11 protein-coding genes are annotated in these 13,910 nt (G+C 71.0%); 6 read left to right on the top strand and 5 right to left on the bottom strand.

All coding sequences use genetic code 11. The features are described from left to right. Positions 1-32: 32 nt before the first annotated feature. Complete coding sequence (locus IEZ21_RS24635; protein ID WP_189324074.1) at positions 33-1,922, top strand: ATP-binding cassette domain-containing protein; 1,890 nt, start codon at positions 33-35, stop codon at positions 1,920-1,922. A 169-nt stretch (positions 1,923-2,091) separates the two neighbouring features. Here the strand turns inward: IEZ21_RS24635 and IEZ21_RS48470 are convergent, their stop codons facing one another. Continuing rightward, complete coding sequence (locus tag IEZ21_RS48470) at positions 2,092-5,715, bottom strand: SpoIIE family protein phosphatase (protein ID WP_189324073.1); 3,624 nt, start codon at positions 5,713-5,715, stop codon at positions 2,092-2,094. A 170-nt stretch (positions 5,716-5,885) separates the two neighbouring features. Between IEZ21_RS48470 and IEZ21_RS48465 the strand changes: the two genes are divergently transcribed. Continuing rightward, on the top strand, positions 5,886-6,194 hold the full coding sequence (locus IEZ21_RS48465) for a transposase (RefSeq protein WP_189324072.1): 309 nt from the start codon (positions 5,886-5,888) through the stop codon (positions 6,192-6,194). A gap of 193 nt (positions 6,195-6,387) precedes the next feature. Here the strand turns inward: IEZ21_RS48465 and IEZ21_RS47045 are convergent, their stop codons facing one another. The 3 genes from IEZ21_RS47045 to IEZ21_RS24615 form a co-directional block, all read right to left on the bottom strand. Beyond that, positions 6,388-6,879 (bottom strand): phosphatase PAP2 family protein, encoded by a 492-nt coding sequence (locus tag IEZ21_RS47045; RefSeq protein ID WP_213089345.1) that lies wholly within the window; start codon positions 6,877-6,879, stop codon positions 6,388-6,390. 68 nt (positions 6,880-6,947) lie between these two features. Then, on the bottom strand, positions 6,948-7,544 hold the full coding sequence (locus tag IEZ21_RS47040) for a hypothetical protein (protein ID WP_213089344.1): 597 nt from the start codon (positions 7,542-7,544) through the stop codon (positions 6,948-6,950). Between the two features lie 233 nt (positions 7,545-7,777). Beyond that, a complete protein-coding gene (locus IEZ21_RS24615) occupies positions 7,778-7,990 on the bottom strand; it encodes a DUF6059 family protein (protein ID WP_189324071.1) in 213 nt (70 codons plus the stop codon). A gap of 356 nt (positions 7,991-8,346) precedes the next feature. Between IEZ21_RS24615 and IEZ21_RS24610 the strand changes: the two genes are divergently transcribed. The 4 genes from IEZ21_RS24610 (at position 8,347) to IEZ21_RS24595 (ending at position 12,908) form a co-directional block, all read left to right on the top strand. Beyond that, entirely contained in the window at positions 8,347-8,529 is a 183-nt protein-coding gene (locus IEZ21_RS24610) for a hypothetical protein (protein WP_189324070.1), read from the top strand. After that, entirely contained in the window at positions 8,526-10,844 is a 2,319-nt protein-coding gene (locus IEZ21_RS24605) for a TOMM precursor leader peptide-binding protein (RefSeq protein ID WP_189324069.1), read from the top strand. The genes IEZ21_RS24610 and IEZ21_RS24605 overlap by 4 nt, the downstream gene beginning before the upstream one ends. Positions 10,845-10,932: 88 nt before the next feature. Further along, positions 10,933-12,177 carry a sensor histidine kinase gene (locus IEZ21_RS24600; protein WP_246568110.1) on the top strand — a complete coding sequence of 415 codons (1,245 nt, stop codon included), beginning with the start codon at positions 10,933-10,935 and terminating at the stop codon, positions 12,175-12,177. Between the two features lie 125 nt (positions 12,178-12,302). Beyond that, positions 12,303-12,908: a response regulator transcription factor gene (locus tag IEZ21_RS24595; RefSeq protein WP_189324068.1), complete on the top strand. Its 606-nt coding sequence runs from the start codon at positions 12,303-12,305 to the stop codon at positions 12,906-12,908. A gap of 34 nt (positions 12,909-12,942) precedes the next feature. Here the strand turns inward: IEZ21_RS24595 and IEZ21_RS24590 are convergent, their stop codons facing one another. Continuing rightward, complete coding sequence (locus IEZ21_RS24590) at positions 12,943-13,593, bottom strand: NADH oxidase (RefSeq protein ID WP_189324067.1); 651 nt, start codon at positions 13,591-13,593, stop codon at positions 12,943-12,945. Positions 13,594-13,910 lie beyond the last annotated feature (317 nt).

The following is a 13,910-nucleotide window of genomic DNA, read 5'->3' as shown; positions in this document are numbered from 1 at the left end:
TCCGTTCACAACGACCTTGCAGGAGAGTCCAGTTGACCTCAGCCGACACCCAGGACACGCAAGCCGTCACTCCGCCTCCGCCGCCGCCCGCCGAGATCACCTACACGGGCCAGTACTCCATCAACCCGCTTGGCGAGGTCTCCTTCCGCAAGCTCTGTGGGCAGCTGCCCTCCGTGCTGCGCCGCATCGCCAGGATGTCGTGGGACGTCGACCGACGGGCCGTCCTCCTCCTGCTGGTCTGCCAGCTGGTCACCGGCGTGGCCGCCGCGGTGCTGCTGGCCGCGACGGCCAGTGCCATGCGCCCCGTCCTCGGCGGCGGTTCCGTCGCCGACCGGCTGCACGCGGCCCTGCCGGCTCTCCTCGTCGTGGCCGGTGCGAGCGCGCTCACGCGCGGTTCGGCTGCCGTGTCCACGTACGCCGAGCGTCGCATCACCCCCAGGCTGACGACCGTGACGGACACCGCGCTGGTCGAAGCGGTCTGCCGGGTGGAGGCGGCGGCCTACGCCGTGGACGGATTCGCGGACCGGCAGGAAGCGGCGGAGATGGGAGTGATCCGCACCCACGTCATGGTCTCCGACGCCCAGCGTTTCATGTCGGCCCTGGTCAAGATGGTCACGGCAAGCGGCGTCCTGTCGGTCCTGAACCCCCTGATGCTGCCCCTGCTCCTGCTCGCCGTACTCCCGGCCGGCGTCGGCGCGGTGCTGAGCGCCCGGGTCGACTACGAGATCCACTACGCCAACGTCGCCGACCGCAACGTCAGGGGCATGATGCGGTGGTGGTCGACGACGCCGAAGTACGCCGACGAGGTCCGCGCCAACGGGATGACGGACTACCTGCTGTACTGGTACCGGTCCCTGTCGGAGCGGGTCGACGGGCGCACGCTGACCGCCGCTCCCCGGACGCTGCGGATCGCCTTGGTGTCATCGGTGGTCGGCGGGGTGTTCCTGGTCGCCACCTGGGCGGTTCTCGCCTGGCTCGCCGTGACCGGACGGGTCGCGCTCGCCCTCGCCGCGACGGCTGTCGTCGCGGTCCAGACGACGCTGGCGGCGCTGTCCCAGGTGATCATCAACGGGGCCGCCGTGTTCCACACCAGCCTGTACCTGAGCGATATGCAGGCCTTCCTCGACGACGCCGAGGCACGGGCGCCGGACCGCGGTGAACTCGCCGTGAGCGCGCCCGTGGAGGAGATCCGGCTGGACGAGGTCACGTACCAGTATCCGGGGAAGGACAAGCCGGCCGTCGACCGGGTCTCCCTGACCCTGCGGCGCGGGGAGATCCTCGCCGTCGTTGGGGTGAACGGTTCCGGCAAGAGCACGCTGACCCGCCTGATCACCGGGATCTACCTCGCGGACAAGGGCCGTGTGACCTGGAACGGCTCGGACCTCGCCCGCATCGCCGAGGCCACGGTCTGGAGCCGCACGGGTCTGGTCCCGCAGATCTTCGCCCAGTGGCCGCTGCGGGTGCGGGAGAACGTGACGCTGGGCCAGCCCCGGACCTTCGACGACGGAGAGGTGTGGCAGGCGCTCGACGCGGTCGGTATGCGCGAAGCCGTCGAGGAGCTGTCCCAAGGCCTCGATACGCTCCTCGCCCGCGAGGTGTTCGGCGGGGCCGAACTGTCCGGAGGACAGTGGCAGCGGCTGGCCTGCTCCCGGGCTCTGTACCGGCGCCCGTCCCTGTTGATCCTCGACGAGCCGACCTCTCAGATGGATCCCCGCGGCGAGCACGCGATCTTCGAGGAGATCAAGGCCATCGCCGGCGACCGCATCACGATCGTCGTCACGCACCGGCTCGAGAACACGAAGGTCGCCGACCACATCGTGGTGATGGACCAGGGCCGCATCACCGAACAGGGCGGATACGACGAACTCGTCCATGCGGGCGGCATCTTCGCCGAACTCCTCGCACTCTCCCAGGACCGATAGCGCCCTCGACATGCAGTGCCCTCGACATGACGTCCGGGATCCGCGACTCCATGAGCGATGGAGACAGTTCGTCAGCAGTGGATCAGCGAATCCGCGGCTTCCTCGGACCGACCGGCAATGACTACGAGCAACAGCGGTCGGTTGTACGGCACTTCCGTCAGCCTGCGGGTCACCGGTTCGACGCGATGGTCCGACGCGACGGTTCGGCGGTGGCGGCGAGCAGGGCGGCGTCGTCGTCGACCCGGTCGGGGGTGTTCAGCAGCTCCAGGGCCCGTTCGGTGATCTGCTGGGGGTCGGTGCGGGCGGCGGCGGGCAGCGCGTCGCAGGTCTGGCGCAGGGCCGCCAGGCCGTCGTCCAGGGACAACGCCCGGTTCTCCACCAGGCCGTCGGTGTACAGCAGCAGGCTGGTGCCGGGCGGGAACGCCACCTCGCGGTCGACCGGGATGCTGCCCAGTCCCAGCGGCAGCGCCGGGGGCAGCTCCAGGTAGGCGGTGTCGGCGGCTACCAGCAGGGGCGGCAGATGCCCGCCGGCGGCGTAGCGCAGGCGGTGCCGGTGGGGGTCGTAGACCGCGTACAGGCAGGTGGCGAAGCGGTCGGTGGCGAGCGACTGCAGGTAGGCGTCCAGCCTGGTCAGCACCTGGGCCGGGCCGGCGCCCTCCAGCGCGAGGCTGTGCAGGGCGGAGCGGAGTTGGCCCATCACGGTGGCGGCTTCCACGTCGTGGCCCATGACGTCGCCGATGGCCAGCCCCACGGCGCCGTCGGGCAGGGCGAGCACGTCGTACCAGTCGCCGCCGACCTCGGCGCCGCGGTTGCTGGCCCGGTATTGGGTGGCCAGGCGCACACCGGGCACCTGGGGCAGGCGGTGGGGCAGCAGGGCGCGCTGCAGGGTCAGGGCGAGGCGGCGCTCGTTGTGGTACCGGGTGGCGTTGTCGTAGGCCAGGGCCAGGCGGTGGGCGAGGTTCTCCAGATACTTGTGTTCGACCGCGGAGTACCCGCCGGTGTGCCGGACCAGTACCAGGGCCCCCAGCGTCTGGTCGTGGGCGTGCAGCGGCAGGGCCAGCACGGCGGCGGGCGCCGGGTGCGGGCCAGCTGGGACTGGGTGCGGGTCGGCTGGGACTGGGTGCGGGTCGGCTGGGACTGGGTGCGAGCCGGCTGGGGCTGGGGTGGTGTCGTCGATCGCGTGGGCGGCGGCGGTGGTCAGGGCCTCGCGGTCGAGGAGGGGGGCGCCGGCGATGTATGCCGGGGGCGACTGCGCCGGGGCAGGTGCCGCGGCGGTGAGGTGGATGCTGATCTGGTCGGCGAAGTCGGGCAGCAGGATCTGGCCGGCGGTCTGCAGTATCTGGTCCGGGTCGAGGGTGTTGGCCAGCCGCAGGCCCGCTTCGGCCAGGGAGGCCAGCACGGCCAGCTGGTTGCGGGTCTCGGTCAGGCCCTGTTCGCGCAGCCGGGACAGTTCCAACCCGGTGCGGACGCGCGCCAGCAGCTGGCGCGCGGAGAAGGGTTTGGCCAGGTAGTCGTCGGCGCCGGCGTGCCGGCCCTGCACGGATTCCTCCTCGCCGGCGCGGGCGGTGAGCAGGACGATGGGCAGGCGGGCGGTGCGCGGGTCGGCGCGCAGCGCCCGGACCAGCTCGAAGCCGTCCATGCGGGGCATCATCACGTCGCTGAGCACCAGTTCCACCGGCTGTGCCAGGGCCGTCTCCACGGCGGCCCGGCCGTCGGCGGCAAGCAGCACGTCGTAGTCGGGCTGCAGGAGCTGGGTGAGGTAGGCGCGCATGTCGGCGTTGTCGTCGACGACCAGCAGGCGGGCCCGGTGGGGGCGGTCGGTTTCGTGCGGGCCGGGGCCGTGGGGGGCATCGTGGGTCGCGGGGGCCTGCGGGGTGCGTGCCACGGCGGAGGCAGAGGTGGCCGCGGCGGGGTCGGGGTCGGCCGCCAGCCAGCCCAGCGCCTCGTCCACGTAGGCCGCGGCGCGGCCGGGCCGGCCGCCTCCGCCTTCCCTGGGGGTCTCCCCGGGGGATCCGGCGCCGGCCGTGGGCGGGGCCGGGCGAGGCCGGTGGGCGGCGGCGAAGGGGAGGTCCACGGTGACGGTGGTGCCCTGGCCGAGCCGACTGTCCACGCCGACGGTGCCGCCGTGCGCTTCCACCAGGTCCTTCACCAGCACCAGGCCGAGGCCGCTGCCCTCGTGGGAGCGGGAGCGGGCGCCGCGGACCCGGTGGAAGCGCTCGAACAGGCGCGGCAGCTCGTCCGCGGGGATGCCGGTGCCGGTGTCGGTCACGGTCAGCCGGGCCCGGTCGCCGGCCGCGGCCATCTCCACCCGGGCGCCGCCGGTGAAGGTGAACTTCAGGGCGTTGCTGAGCAGGTTGAGGATGATCTTCTCCCACATCTCCCGGTCCAGGGGCACCGGCTTGGGCAGCGGCGGGCAGTCCACCTCCAGCGTCAGCCCGGCCGCCTCGAAGGCGGAGCGGAACACCCCGGCCAGCTCGGCCGTGGCACCGGCGAGGTCGACCGGTTCGAGGGCCGGGCGCATCTGCCCGGCCTCGGCCCTTGCGACGTCCAGGAGGGTGTTGACCTGCTTCAGCAGGCGCAGGGCGCCGCGCTCGGCCAGCTCCAGCTGCTCGCGCCGCTCGGGCCGGTCCTCGTCGGCCAGGGCCTGCTGGAGCGGGCCCAGGAGCAGGGTGAGCGGGGTGCGGAACTCGTGGCTGACGTTGGCGAAGAAGGTGGTCTTGGCCCGGTCCAGCTCGGCCAGCGCCTCCGCCCGTCGGCGCTGCTCTTCGTGCGCGAGCGCGGCCGACTCGTGTGCGAGCGCGGCCGACAGCGCCCCGGCCACGGCGGAGGCGAGCACCTCCAGGAAGTCGTGGTAGGTCCCGGCCGGGGGGAAGCAGGGGTTGAGGCCCACCACCAGGACGCCCTCCACCTGGCCCGCGCCGTGCAGCGGCAGGGCCAGCGCCTCCTCGACCGGGATCCGGGTGGCCGCGGCGTGCTGCCCGGCCGTGCTGCCGCCGGTGAACGCGGCGGCCGGCAGCGTGGCCGGGGCACCGTCGGCGACCACCTGAGCCAGCCGGGCCGCCGCCTCCGACCCGTCGGCCGCACTCAGCGAGCCGGTCTCGGGCGCCGACCGGAGCCCGGCGGAGGCCGCCGGCCGCTGCATCCCCGGCTCGGAGGCCAGGTACAGGCCAAGAAACGGGATCTCCTCGGGGTAGGAGCCCGCCACCTCGGCGACCACGCGGGCGACCTCGTCCAGGGTGGGCAGCCCGGCCGTGCGCGTGCCGGTCTCGCTCAGCAGGCGCAGCCGGCGCTCGCCCAGTACCCGGCCGGTGGTCTCGGTGAGGATCTGCAGCACGCCGCCGACAGTGCCGTCGTCCAGCAGCACGGGCTGGAATGCGGAGTCGAAGTAGCACTGCTCCAAAAAGCCGTGGCGCTCCATGATGAGCAGCTCATTCGGGACCAGCAGGGGCTTGCGGGTACCGGTCACATAGTGGAAGTGGGAGCTCACGGGGTGGGCCCAGACCTCGGGGAACACCTCCTTGTAGGGCCTGCCGAGCGCCCAGGGGTGTTTGGCGCCGACAATGGGTGTGGAGCCCTGGTTGTACAGCGTGGCGAATTCAGCCCCCCAATACAGAGCCATCGCATGCTCCGAGGTGAGCATGAGGCGCAGGGTGTCCACCAGGGCCCCCGGCCAGGAGACGGGGGGCCCGAGCGGCGTCACCGCCCAGTCGATCCCTGCCAGAAGCTCGCCGAACGCGCCACCTTCGGCGAACACCCGGGCCGCCGCGGTGCGCGGGTCATCGGGCCGGGTCATCGAGAAATCTTCCTCCTGGCGCCTTTGTGACCCGCCCGCGCCCTCCCAAGGCTGCCGACGGCCACTCGCTGCGGACCTCCCGGGCAGATCGGACGCCGGATCCGACGGTTCTGACTACGCTTCTGCCCGAATTATAAAGTTAAAAGAATTAAAATGCTATTTGCCCAGCAGTGTACGCCTGCAGCCGCACGCCCACGGCGGCGATGGTCGACTCGCGGTCCCTGCGGGCGGCCGACACCGTCGGCGCCGACGGACAAGGCCGGGACGGCGGGAAGAAGGTGGCGGGCCGCAAAGGGCACGTGGCCGTGGACTGCCCGGGTTTGCTGCTGGTGGTGCTGGTCACCGCCGCGAGCGTGCAGGACCGCGACGCCACTTGGAGAAGAATGCGCACGGCCAAGCGGCCCGACCAGTGCGCATCAAGCCCGGATTCCGGCGTTTCCGCAGGAACCAGTGCGTACGAAGTCGCGGATCGCACATGACGGCCGCCGGCCGGTGCCGCAGGGATCCCAGGGCACCAGGCCGGTCGGTCTGAGCGGTCAGATGGCGAGAGTGATGCCGTCGAAGCGGCTGAGGATGAAGGTCGCGTCCTCCAGCGTGGCCTCCTTGGCCTCGCTGAAGGACACCGACGGCAATCTCCTCGCCCAGCCGTACCGACTCGGTGTAGCCGGAGCGTCAGTGCACGCCGCCCATGTTGCGGCCGATGGCGACGTTGGCGGCCACCTTGTTGAGCTCGCCGCCGACAGTGAGCTGCCCGACGTCCGGGTCGGTGTACGGCTCCAGGGCGGTGCCGTCGGTGGTGGGCACGACCGGGTCGGGCAGGACGTGCGACTCGTCGAACCACGCCTTGAGAATGGTCACGCACGCCCCGGCCACCGTGGCATGCCCGGCCCCGTACGCGGGGTGCGTCGGGCTGCCCTCGGGAAACGCCTGCGGCAGCAGGTAGCTGCCGTACTTCTCGAAGACCCGCTTGACGGCGACGGAGTCCAGCACCCCGGAGTCGATCGTGTACTCGCGCTGCCCGCGCAGCTGCAGGTGGACCCGGCCGCCGAACTCCTCCGGCCGCAGCCGACGGTGCACGTAGTGCGCCAGGTCGCGCGGGGTCTGGATGTACCGGCGGGTGGCGAAGTCCCGCTCGTCCGGCTCGGGTTCGAAGCCGTTCTGCACCTCCAGCCAGTCGTCCCAGGTGGTGAGGTGGTCGACCGGGCGGACCAGGGTGTCCTGCCGCTGTGGGATCAGCAGGGTGCCGTACCGGATGTCCTTGAGCAGGAACTGCGAGACGTACGGCCCCGCCAGGTCGCCCCGGGTGTCCCCGCGGAAGATGGTCTGCGGGTGACCTGACCGTCGAGCTTGGGCGCCCGGAAGTCCGCGAGCCCGCTCAGTTCGTCGGCCGCCTCGGTGATCAGCTCGCTGTCACCGAACCGCGTGAACAGCACGTCACGGCACAGCGCCATCCAGTACAGCTCGACCGCCGCGGCGGAGTGCTGCGCGCTGTCGATGCGTGGCGCGGGCGGCACGGACAGCGCCTGGGCGTCCGGGCCCTGCAGGTCGAAGGAGGCGCCGACCTGCGGGTTGGTCAGCTTGCGGGTGCCCCCGAGCGGGATCCGCTCGAAGTCCTCGTAACTTCCCGTGGCCAGCGCCCTGCGCAGCAGGTGGTACGCGGCCGGGTCGACCTCTCCGAACTTGTTGTGCGGTAACGCCTTGGAGTAGTTGGCGACGAAGGCGTGGTCCGTCTCCGCCCCGTTGGCGGCGTGCACCGGCGCATGGCGCTGGAACTCCGCCTCAGCCGCCCGGATCCGCGCCTCGCGCGCGGCAAAACGACGATCACTCATGCGAATACCCCCGTATTCCCCGTGAGTTGTGCGTGAGATGAGCTGCGCGTGAATCGCAATCAACCCATAAGACTCCGGCCGTCCCGGCATCGTTCCGCGGAACCAGACAATCCGCGCATCTGCACATGCGCGAAGCAGGGTTCCTCCTATGGGTCGGCCTGACTCGGCCTTGGCGAGCAGGAGGGAATCACCGCTCAAGGGAAACGCAGCGGCCGACTGCGAGGTCTGCCAGGTCAGGGCAAGGTGTCCAGGTCGAGCAGTTGTTGTTCCAGGGCCCGTTCGGCGGGGGTGAGGGGGATGTCGGGGCGGACCCGTTCCAGGGGATGTGGGCCCCACGGCGGCGGGGGGTCCTTCGGCAGGTACATCCACAGCTGCCCGTAGGCGACCAGGGACCGGTACACCTCACGCCCGAAGCGGATCGCGTGGCGCGCCACAGTACGGATCATCTGCGGACCTCCTCTCGGCCCGGGAAGGCGGTACGAAGCACGGTGACCACCGATGCTGGCCGGCCCCCCTAAAAGGCTGCTTGGGCCACGGGCTCGCCGCCCGCCTCCCTGGCCCTTTCCCGCCTGTCTCCCTCCCGCCTCCCGGCCCTTTCCAGACCCTCTTCCCTCCCGACTCCCTTCGGCCACTCCCGCCCGTCTCATGGCGTGAAAACTTCACCCTCGACTGATGACTGCAGCACTGTCTGTGATCCCGCGGTACTCGCAGAATTCTGGCCACGGAGCACAACCGTTCGACCGACCAAGACGCTCGATTTCCGACAGAGCCGTTCGACATCTCTCAAGGGAAAGGTTTCCCCATGGTCAACGCAATCTCGGCCGGCACGCACCGCTTCGACGAGACCGCGCAGGCATCGCGCGCAGTCGTCCGCCCCCTGCTGATCGAGGATCTGGACTCCCCCGGACAGAGCGACGCCGTGATGTTCTCCATCTGCATCATCGCCGTCCCGGCGGCCGAGCGCAGCGGGCAGTTCGCGGCATGACCGGTGCCGGGGAACACGAGGCCGGGACACTGGTCCCGGACTCCAGCGCGCTGGTGGGCTTCAAGCGCCATCTGAGCCCGGTCGTGGTTCCCGGCGAAGCCATCTACCTGGTCTCGCGCCGCGGCGTCACCGCGCTGCGCGGCACCCCCGCGGAGGTGCTCGCGCCGTTGCTCGACGGCACGCGCACCGTCCGCGGGGTGCTGAGCGAGGCCGGGCCCCGGCTGCTCGCCGAGGAAGTCGTCACCTCCCTGGACGCGCTCGCCCGGTCGGGGCTGCTCGGCTTCCGTCCGGCGGGCGCGCCCGCCGGGCCGCCCAGTTGCTCCGATCCGGCGGCCGACGCGTACTGGGACCTGGCCGGCCTGGACAGCTCCCGGGCCTCGGCCGAACTGGCGGGTACCGCGGTGTCCCTGGAGGCGCTGCCGGGGGTGGATCCGGAGCCGGTCCACACCGCGTGCCGGGAGTCGGGGGTCGCTTTCGCGGCCCCCGGCTCCGCCCCCGCCCTCTCGCTCGTCCTGTGCGACGACTACCTGACACCGGAGCTGGCGGAGGTGGACGCCCGGCACCGGGCTAGCGGAACGCCGTGGCTGATCGCCAAGATCTGCGGCACCGACCCCTGGATCGGACCGTTCTTCCGGCCCGGCCAGGGGGCCTGCTGGACCTGCCTGGCGGAACGGCTGCGCGGCCACCGCCGCTCCGAGTGGCCGGTGCAGCGGGCGCTCGGTCTCGCGGGACCGCCGAAGCGGCCCGCGGCCTCGCTGGCGGCGGGCCGCGCCATCGCGGTCCACATCGCGGTGCTGGAAGCGGCCAAGTGGCTGGCCGGGATGCGGTATCCGTCACAGAACCTGGTGCACACCGTGGACACGATGCTGCTGCGCGCCGCCGCCCACCCCGTGCACCGGCGCCCGCAGTGCTCGGTGTGCGGCGATCCCGGGATCGTCGAACGGACGGTGCGCCGGCCGTTCGTACCGGTGTCACGACCGAAGACGGCGCAGCAAGGCAACAGCCACCGCTCCGCCCCGCCGCAGGAGATGCTGGAGCGCTACGGCCATCTCGTCGGCCCGGTGACCGGGATCGTCAAGGAGATCCAACGCGCCCCGCGCACCCCCGACTTCGTTGACAGCTACCTCTCCGGTCACAACCTCGCCTTCAGGTCGCACAGTCTGGCCGGACTGCGCGCCGGTCTCAGGGCGCTGAGCGGCGGCAAGGGGCTCGACCCGACGGAGGCTCAGGTCAGCGCCCTGGGCGAGGCGGTGGAGCGCTACAGCGGGACCCGGCAGGGCGATGAACCCGTCGTACGCGACACGTGGCGTGCGCTCGGCGAGGCGGCCATGCATCCGAACGACTGCCAGCTGTACCACGCACGGCAGTTCGCCGAGCGGGACGTCTGGAACGCACGCGGTTCGCACTTCCAGTACGTGCCGCGGCCGTTCGACGAGAACCGGCCCACCGAGTGGACTCCGGTGTGGTCCCTGACCGGTGAGCGGCACCGGCTGCTGCCCACCTCGATGCTGTACTTCTCGCACAGCGCACCGGCCGAGGACGGGCTGCACGCCGACTCCAACGGCAACGCGGCCGGCAGCAGTCTCGAAGACGCTCTGGTCCAGGGCTTCCTGGAGCTGGTGGAGAGGGACGCGGTGGCCCTGTGGTGGTACAACCGCACCCGGCAGCCCGGCGTGGACCTGGACGCGTTCGCCGCGCCCGAGGTCGACCGATTCCGCGACGGCTGCCTGCGGCTGGGCCGCGAGCTGTGGGTACTCGACCTCACCTCGGACTTCGGCGTTCCGGTGCTGGCAGCGCTGTCCCGGCGGCCCGGCGGCCCGCCCGAGGACGTGATCTTCGGCTTCGGCGCCCACTTCGATCCGCGGGTCGCGCTGCGCAGGGCGCTGACCGAGCTGGGGCAGATGCTGCCCGCGGTGCTGCCGCGCCGCCCGGGGGCCGCGGAGTACGGCACCGACGATCCGGAGGCCTGCCGCTGGTGGCGCACGGCGACCACGGCCAACCAGCCCTATCTGGTGCCGGATCCGGCGATCTCCCCGCGTACGCCCGGGAGTTGGGCCCGCGCTGAGCGCGGCGACCTGCTGGACGACGTGACCGCGATCGGTGAACTGGTCCGCTCCCGCGGCCTGGAACTGCTGGTCCTGGACCAGACCCGGCCCGATCTGGAGCTGCCGGTGGTGAAGGTGATCGTGCCCGGGCTACGGCACTTCTGGGCCAGGCTCGCCCCCGGGCGGCTGTTCGACATACCGGTCACGCTCGGGCGGCTCGAACGACCCACCGCATATGAACACGTGAACCCCATCCCCTTGTTCGTCTAAACCTTCGATTATCGCTACAAGTCCCCCACGGTCTTCACTTCGTTCCCATACGATCCGAATCGAACTCCCCCGGCTGAAAGAGGAGTCCGTGAAGACCAGTACAAGTCATGGCCCGCATGAAAATCTGGTCTGGCAGTCACCGGCCACCGGTGGTACGAGTACACGAAGGAACCAGACGCATCCCGGGCCCCGGCTGGCCCGGGTCATCCTGCGGGTGGCACTGTTCAGTTACCTTTCCATCACCGCGCTCAACATCATCAGCACGGACCTCTCTCCCGCCACGGCCACCGCGGCCACTGCGGCGCTCATCGTGGTCTTCCTGATCCAGATGAGGCACTCCGCACCGGGCGCCGGACGGCGCCCGGTGCGCGAGAAGGCCCTGACCCTGGGCGTGCAGTTCCTGCTCACCTATCTGCCGCTCTTCGTCTTCCACGCCCAGTGGGGGGCGCTCGGCGGCTTCCTCTCCGGCTCCCTGCTGCTCCTGCTGCCGTCGCGGCCCGCGTGGATCCTGTTCACCGCCGTGGGACTCAGCATGTTCCTGCCCCCACTGCTGGGCGGGCAGGGGCTCGTCGACTCGATCTACTTGTGCCAGTCCACGCTGCTGACCGGCCTCGTCGTCTTCGCCCTGTCCCATCTGGCGGAGGTGATCCAGGAAGTGCACGACGCGCGCGGGGAGTTGGCGCGACTGGCCGTCACCCGGGAGCGGCTGCGCTTCGCCCGGGACCTGCACGACCTGCTCGGCTTCGGACTGTCCGCGATCACGCTGAAGAGCGAGCTGGTGCATCGGCTCATACCGACGCATCCCGAGCGTGCCGTGCAGGAGGTCGACGACATCCTGACCATCTCCCGTCAGTCGCTCGCCGACGTACGCCGGGTCGCCAGCGGCTTCCGTGACATGTCCCTGGCCCAGGAGGTCACCTCTGCGGAGTCGGTGCTGAACGCGGCCGACGTGGCCGTCCGGGTGGAGGTGGCGACCGCGGAGCTGAGCAGACAGGTGGAGAACGCGCTGGCGGCGGTGTTACGGGAAGCCGTCACCAACGTCCTGAGACACAGCAGGGCGACCCGGTGCGCGATCCGGGTGACCACTGACCGGGAACGGGTCACGCTCTCGGTCGACAACGACGGCGTCACGGCAGGCCGGCGCGACACCTCCGAGCACGGCGGCAGCGGACTGGGCAACCTGGCCCTGCGGCTGCGCGAGATCGGCGGGGGCCTCGACTCCGGCACCCGGCCCTACGGCACCTTCCGGCTGCGGGCGGTCGCTCCGGTCGCCGTATCCGAACCCGCGGGCACCGCCGTCGTGCCGACGGACACCGGCAGGGACGGAGAATAACCGGAGCGACCGTTCCCACATCACCAGAAGCCCCCAACACCGCTCAAATTGGCCGAGTTCAGTTGGTACAGTCGCCGCGTCCGGCCACATCGGGAACAAGAACGCGGCACGGAAACGGGGGAACGATGATTCGCGTACTGCTGGCCGAAGACATGCACATGGTCCGCGGCGCTCTTGTGGCACTGCTCAATCTCGAGCACGACATCGAAGTGATCTGCGAGGTCGAGAACGGCGACGACATCGTGCCGACGGCGCTGCGGCACCGGCCCGAGGTCGCGATCATCGACATCGACCTGCCCGGCATCGACGGTCTGACGGCGGCCGCCCAGCTGCGCGAGCGGATGCCCGGCTGCCGCATCCTGATCCTCACCAGCATGGGACGCCCCGGCACCCTGCTGAGGGCCATCTCGACACAGGTGAACGGCTACATCCTCAAGGACGCCCCGCCGAACGAACTGGCGTCCGCGGTACGGCGGGTGGCCGCCGGTCAGCGCGTGGTGGACCCGCAGCTCGCCCTGGCCGCCTGGGGCGGGATGGAGAGTCCGCTGACCGAGCGGGAGACGGAGGTGCTGCGGCTGGCGGCCAAGGGCGCGGAACCCTCGGAGATCTCCGCGGAACTCCATCTGTCCACCGGCACGGTGCGCAACTACCTGACCACCATCACGACCAAGCTCAACGCACGCAACCGGGTGGACGCCGTCCTGATCGCGCAGGAATCCGGCTGGCTGTGAGCCGCCGCCGGCTCCGGCCCGCGAACTCCGTGCGTCACGGGCCGTGTTCGGGGGTGACCGGTTCGCAGTACTCCGTCATGCCGGCGGCCACCAGATAGCTCAGCACCGCGTACGTCACCTCCGGCGGCAGCGGCAGCACGGAGGAGGCGTGCGACGGTGTGACCGGCCAGGCCAGCAGCCCGACCACCCAGATGGCCTCCGACCGGTGCAGATGCACCCGGTGCGGGGACTCGGGGCCGTCCAGGGCGAAGCCGGCCTTCTCCAGGGTCAGCGAGACGCCACCGATCAGCCGGATCAGCCGCTGCGCGGACGGGGACACCGGGGTGAACACGGTGTCCCGCCTGGTGGAGACGACGGAGAGCAGCGGTCCGCGGAGATCCTCCCAGCTCAGGGTGCGCACGATCAGATGGGACAGTCTGTCCAGCATCGGCAGCAGCACCAGCAGGGAGCGCTCCTGGTGGCCGTTCCCGTCGCCGGCCGGCCGGGCCATCACGTTCGCGAGCAGGACCGGCCCCAGCTCCATGCGTCTGAGGGCCTCGCGCACCAGTGGGTCGGGCCGGTCGATCCGCTCGGTCCCGAACCGGCTGCGCAACACCAACTCGCCGTCTCTGTCCCTTTGTTCGACGGCCACGTCCTCGTGCAGCGACCAGAGGTGAAGGACGCGGCTCCCGATGACCCGCGGCATGGTGTCCCCTTTCGTCGTGCCGATTCTGACGGCGGGCACACCACGCCGGACAGCCACGAAGTCACTGATCCCGTGTGAACTTCTCACATGCGCCCGGGCTTTGGCGGGTCGCAAGGGCCTCTTCCTAGGGTGCGAGCCGTCGGCGGCAAGCCGCGTTCACGGACATCCGACGAGAAGAGGGACAGCTGGTGACGGTTCACACAGCAGGCAGTAGGGCGGCGCAGCCACCACGCCGGCCCGGCACGGTCCGCCGCCTCGATCGGGTGGTCATCCGGTTCGCGGGTGACTCGGGTGACGGCATGCAGCTCACCGGCGAC

Origin of the sequence: Streptomyces flaveus (assembly GCF_014647675.1) — a bacterium.
GTDB lineage: Bacteria > Actinomycetota > Actinomycetes > Streptomycetales > Streptomycetaceae > Streptomyces > Streptomyces flaveus.
The sequence above is the reverse complement of the archived record's forward strand: the minus strand, read 5'-3'. Positions and strand labels throughout refer to the sequence as shown.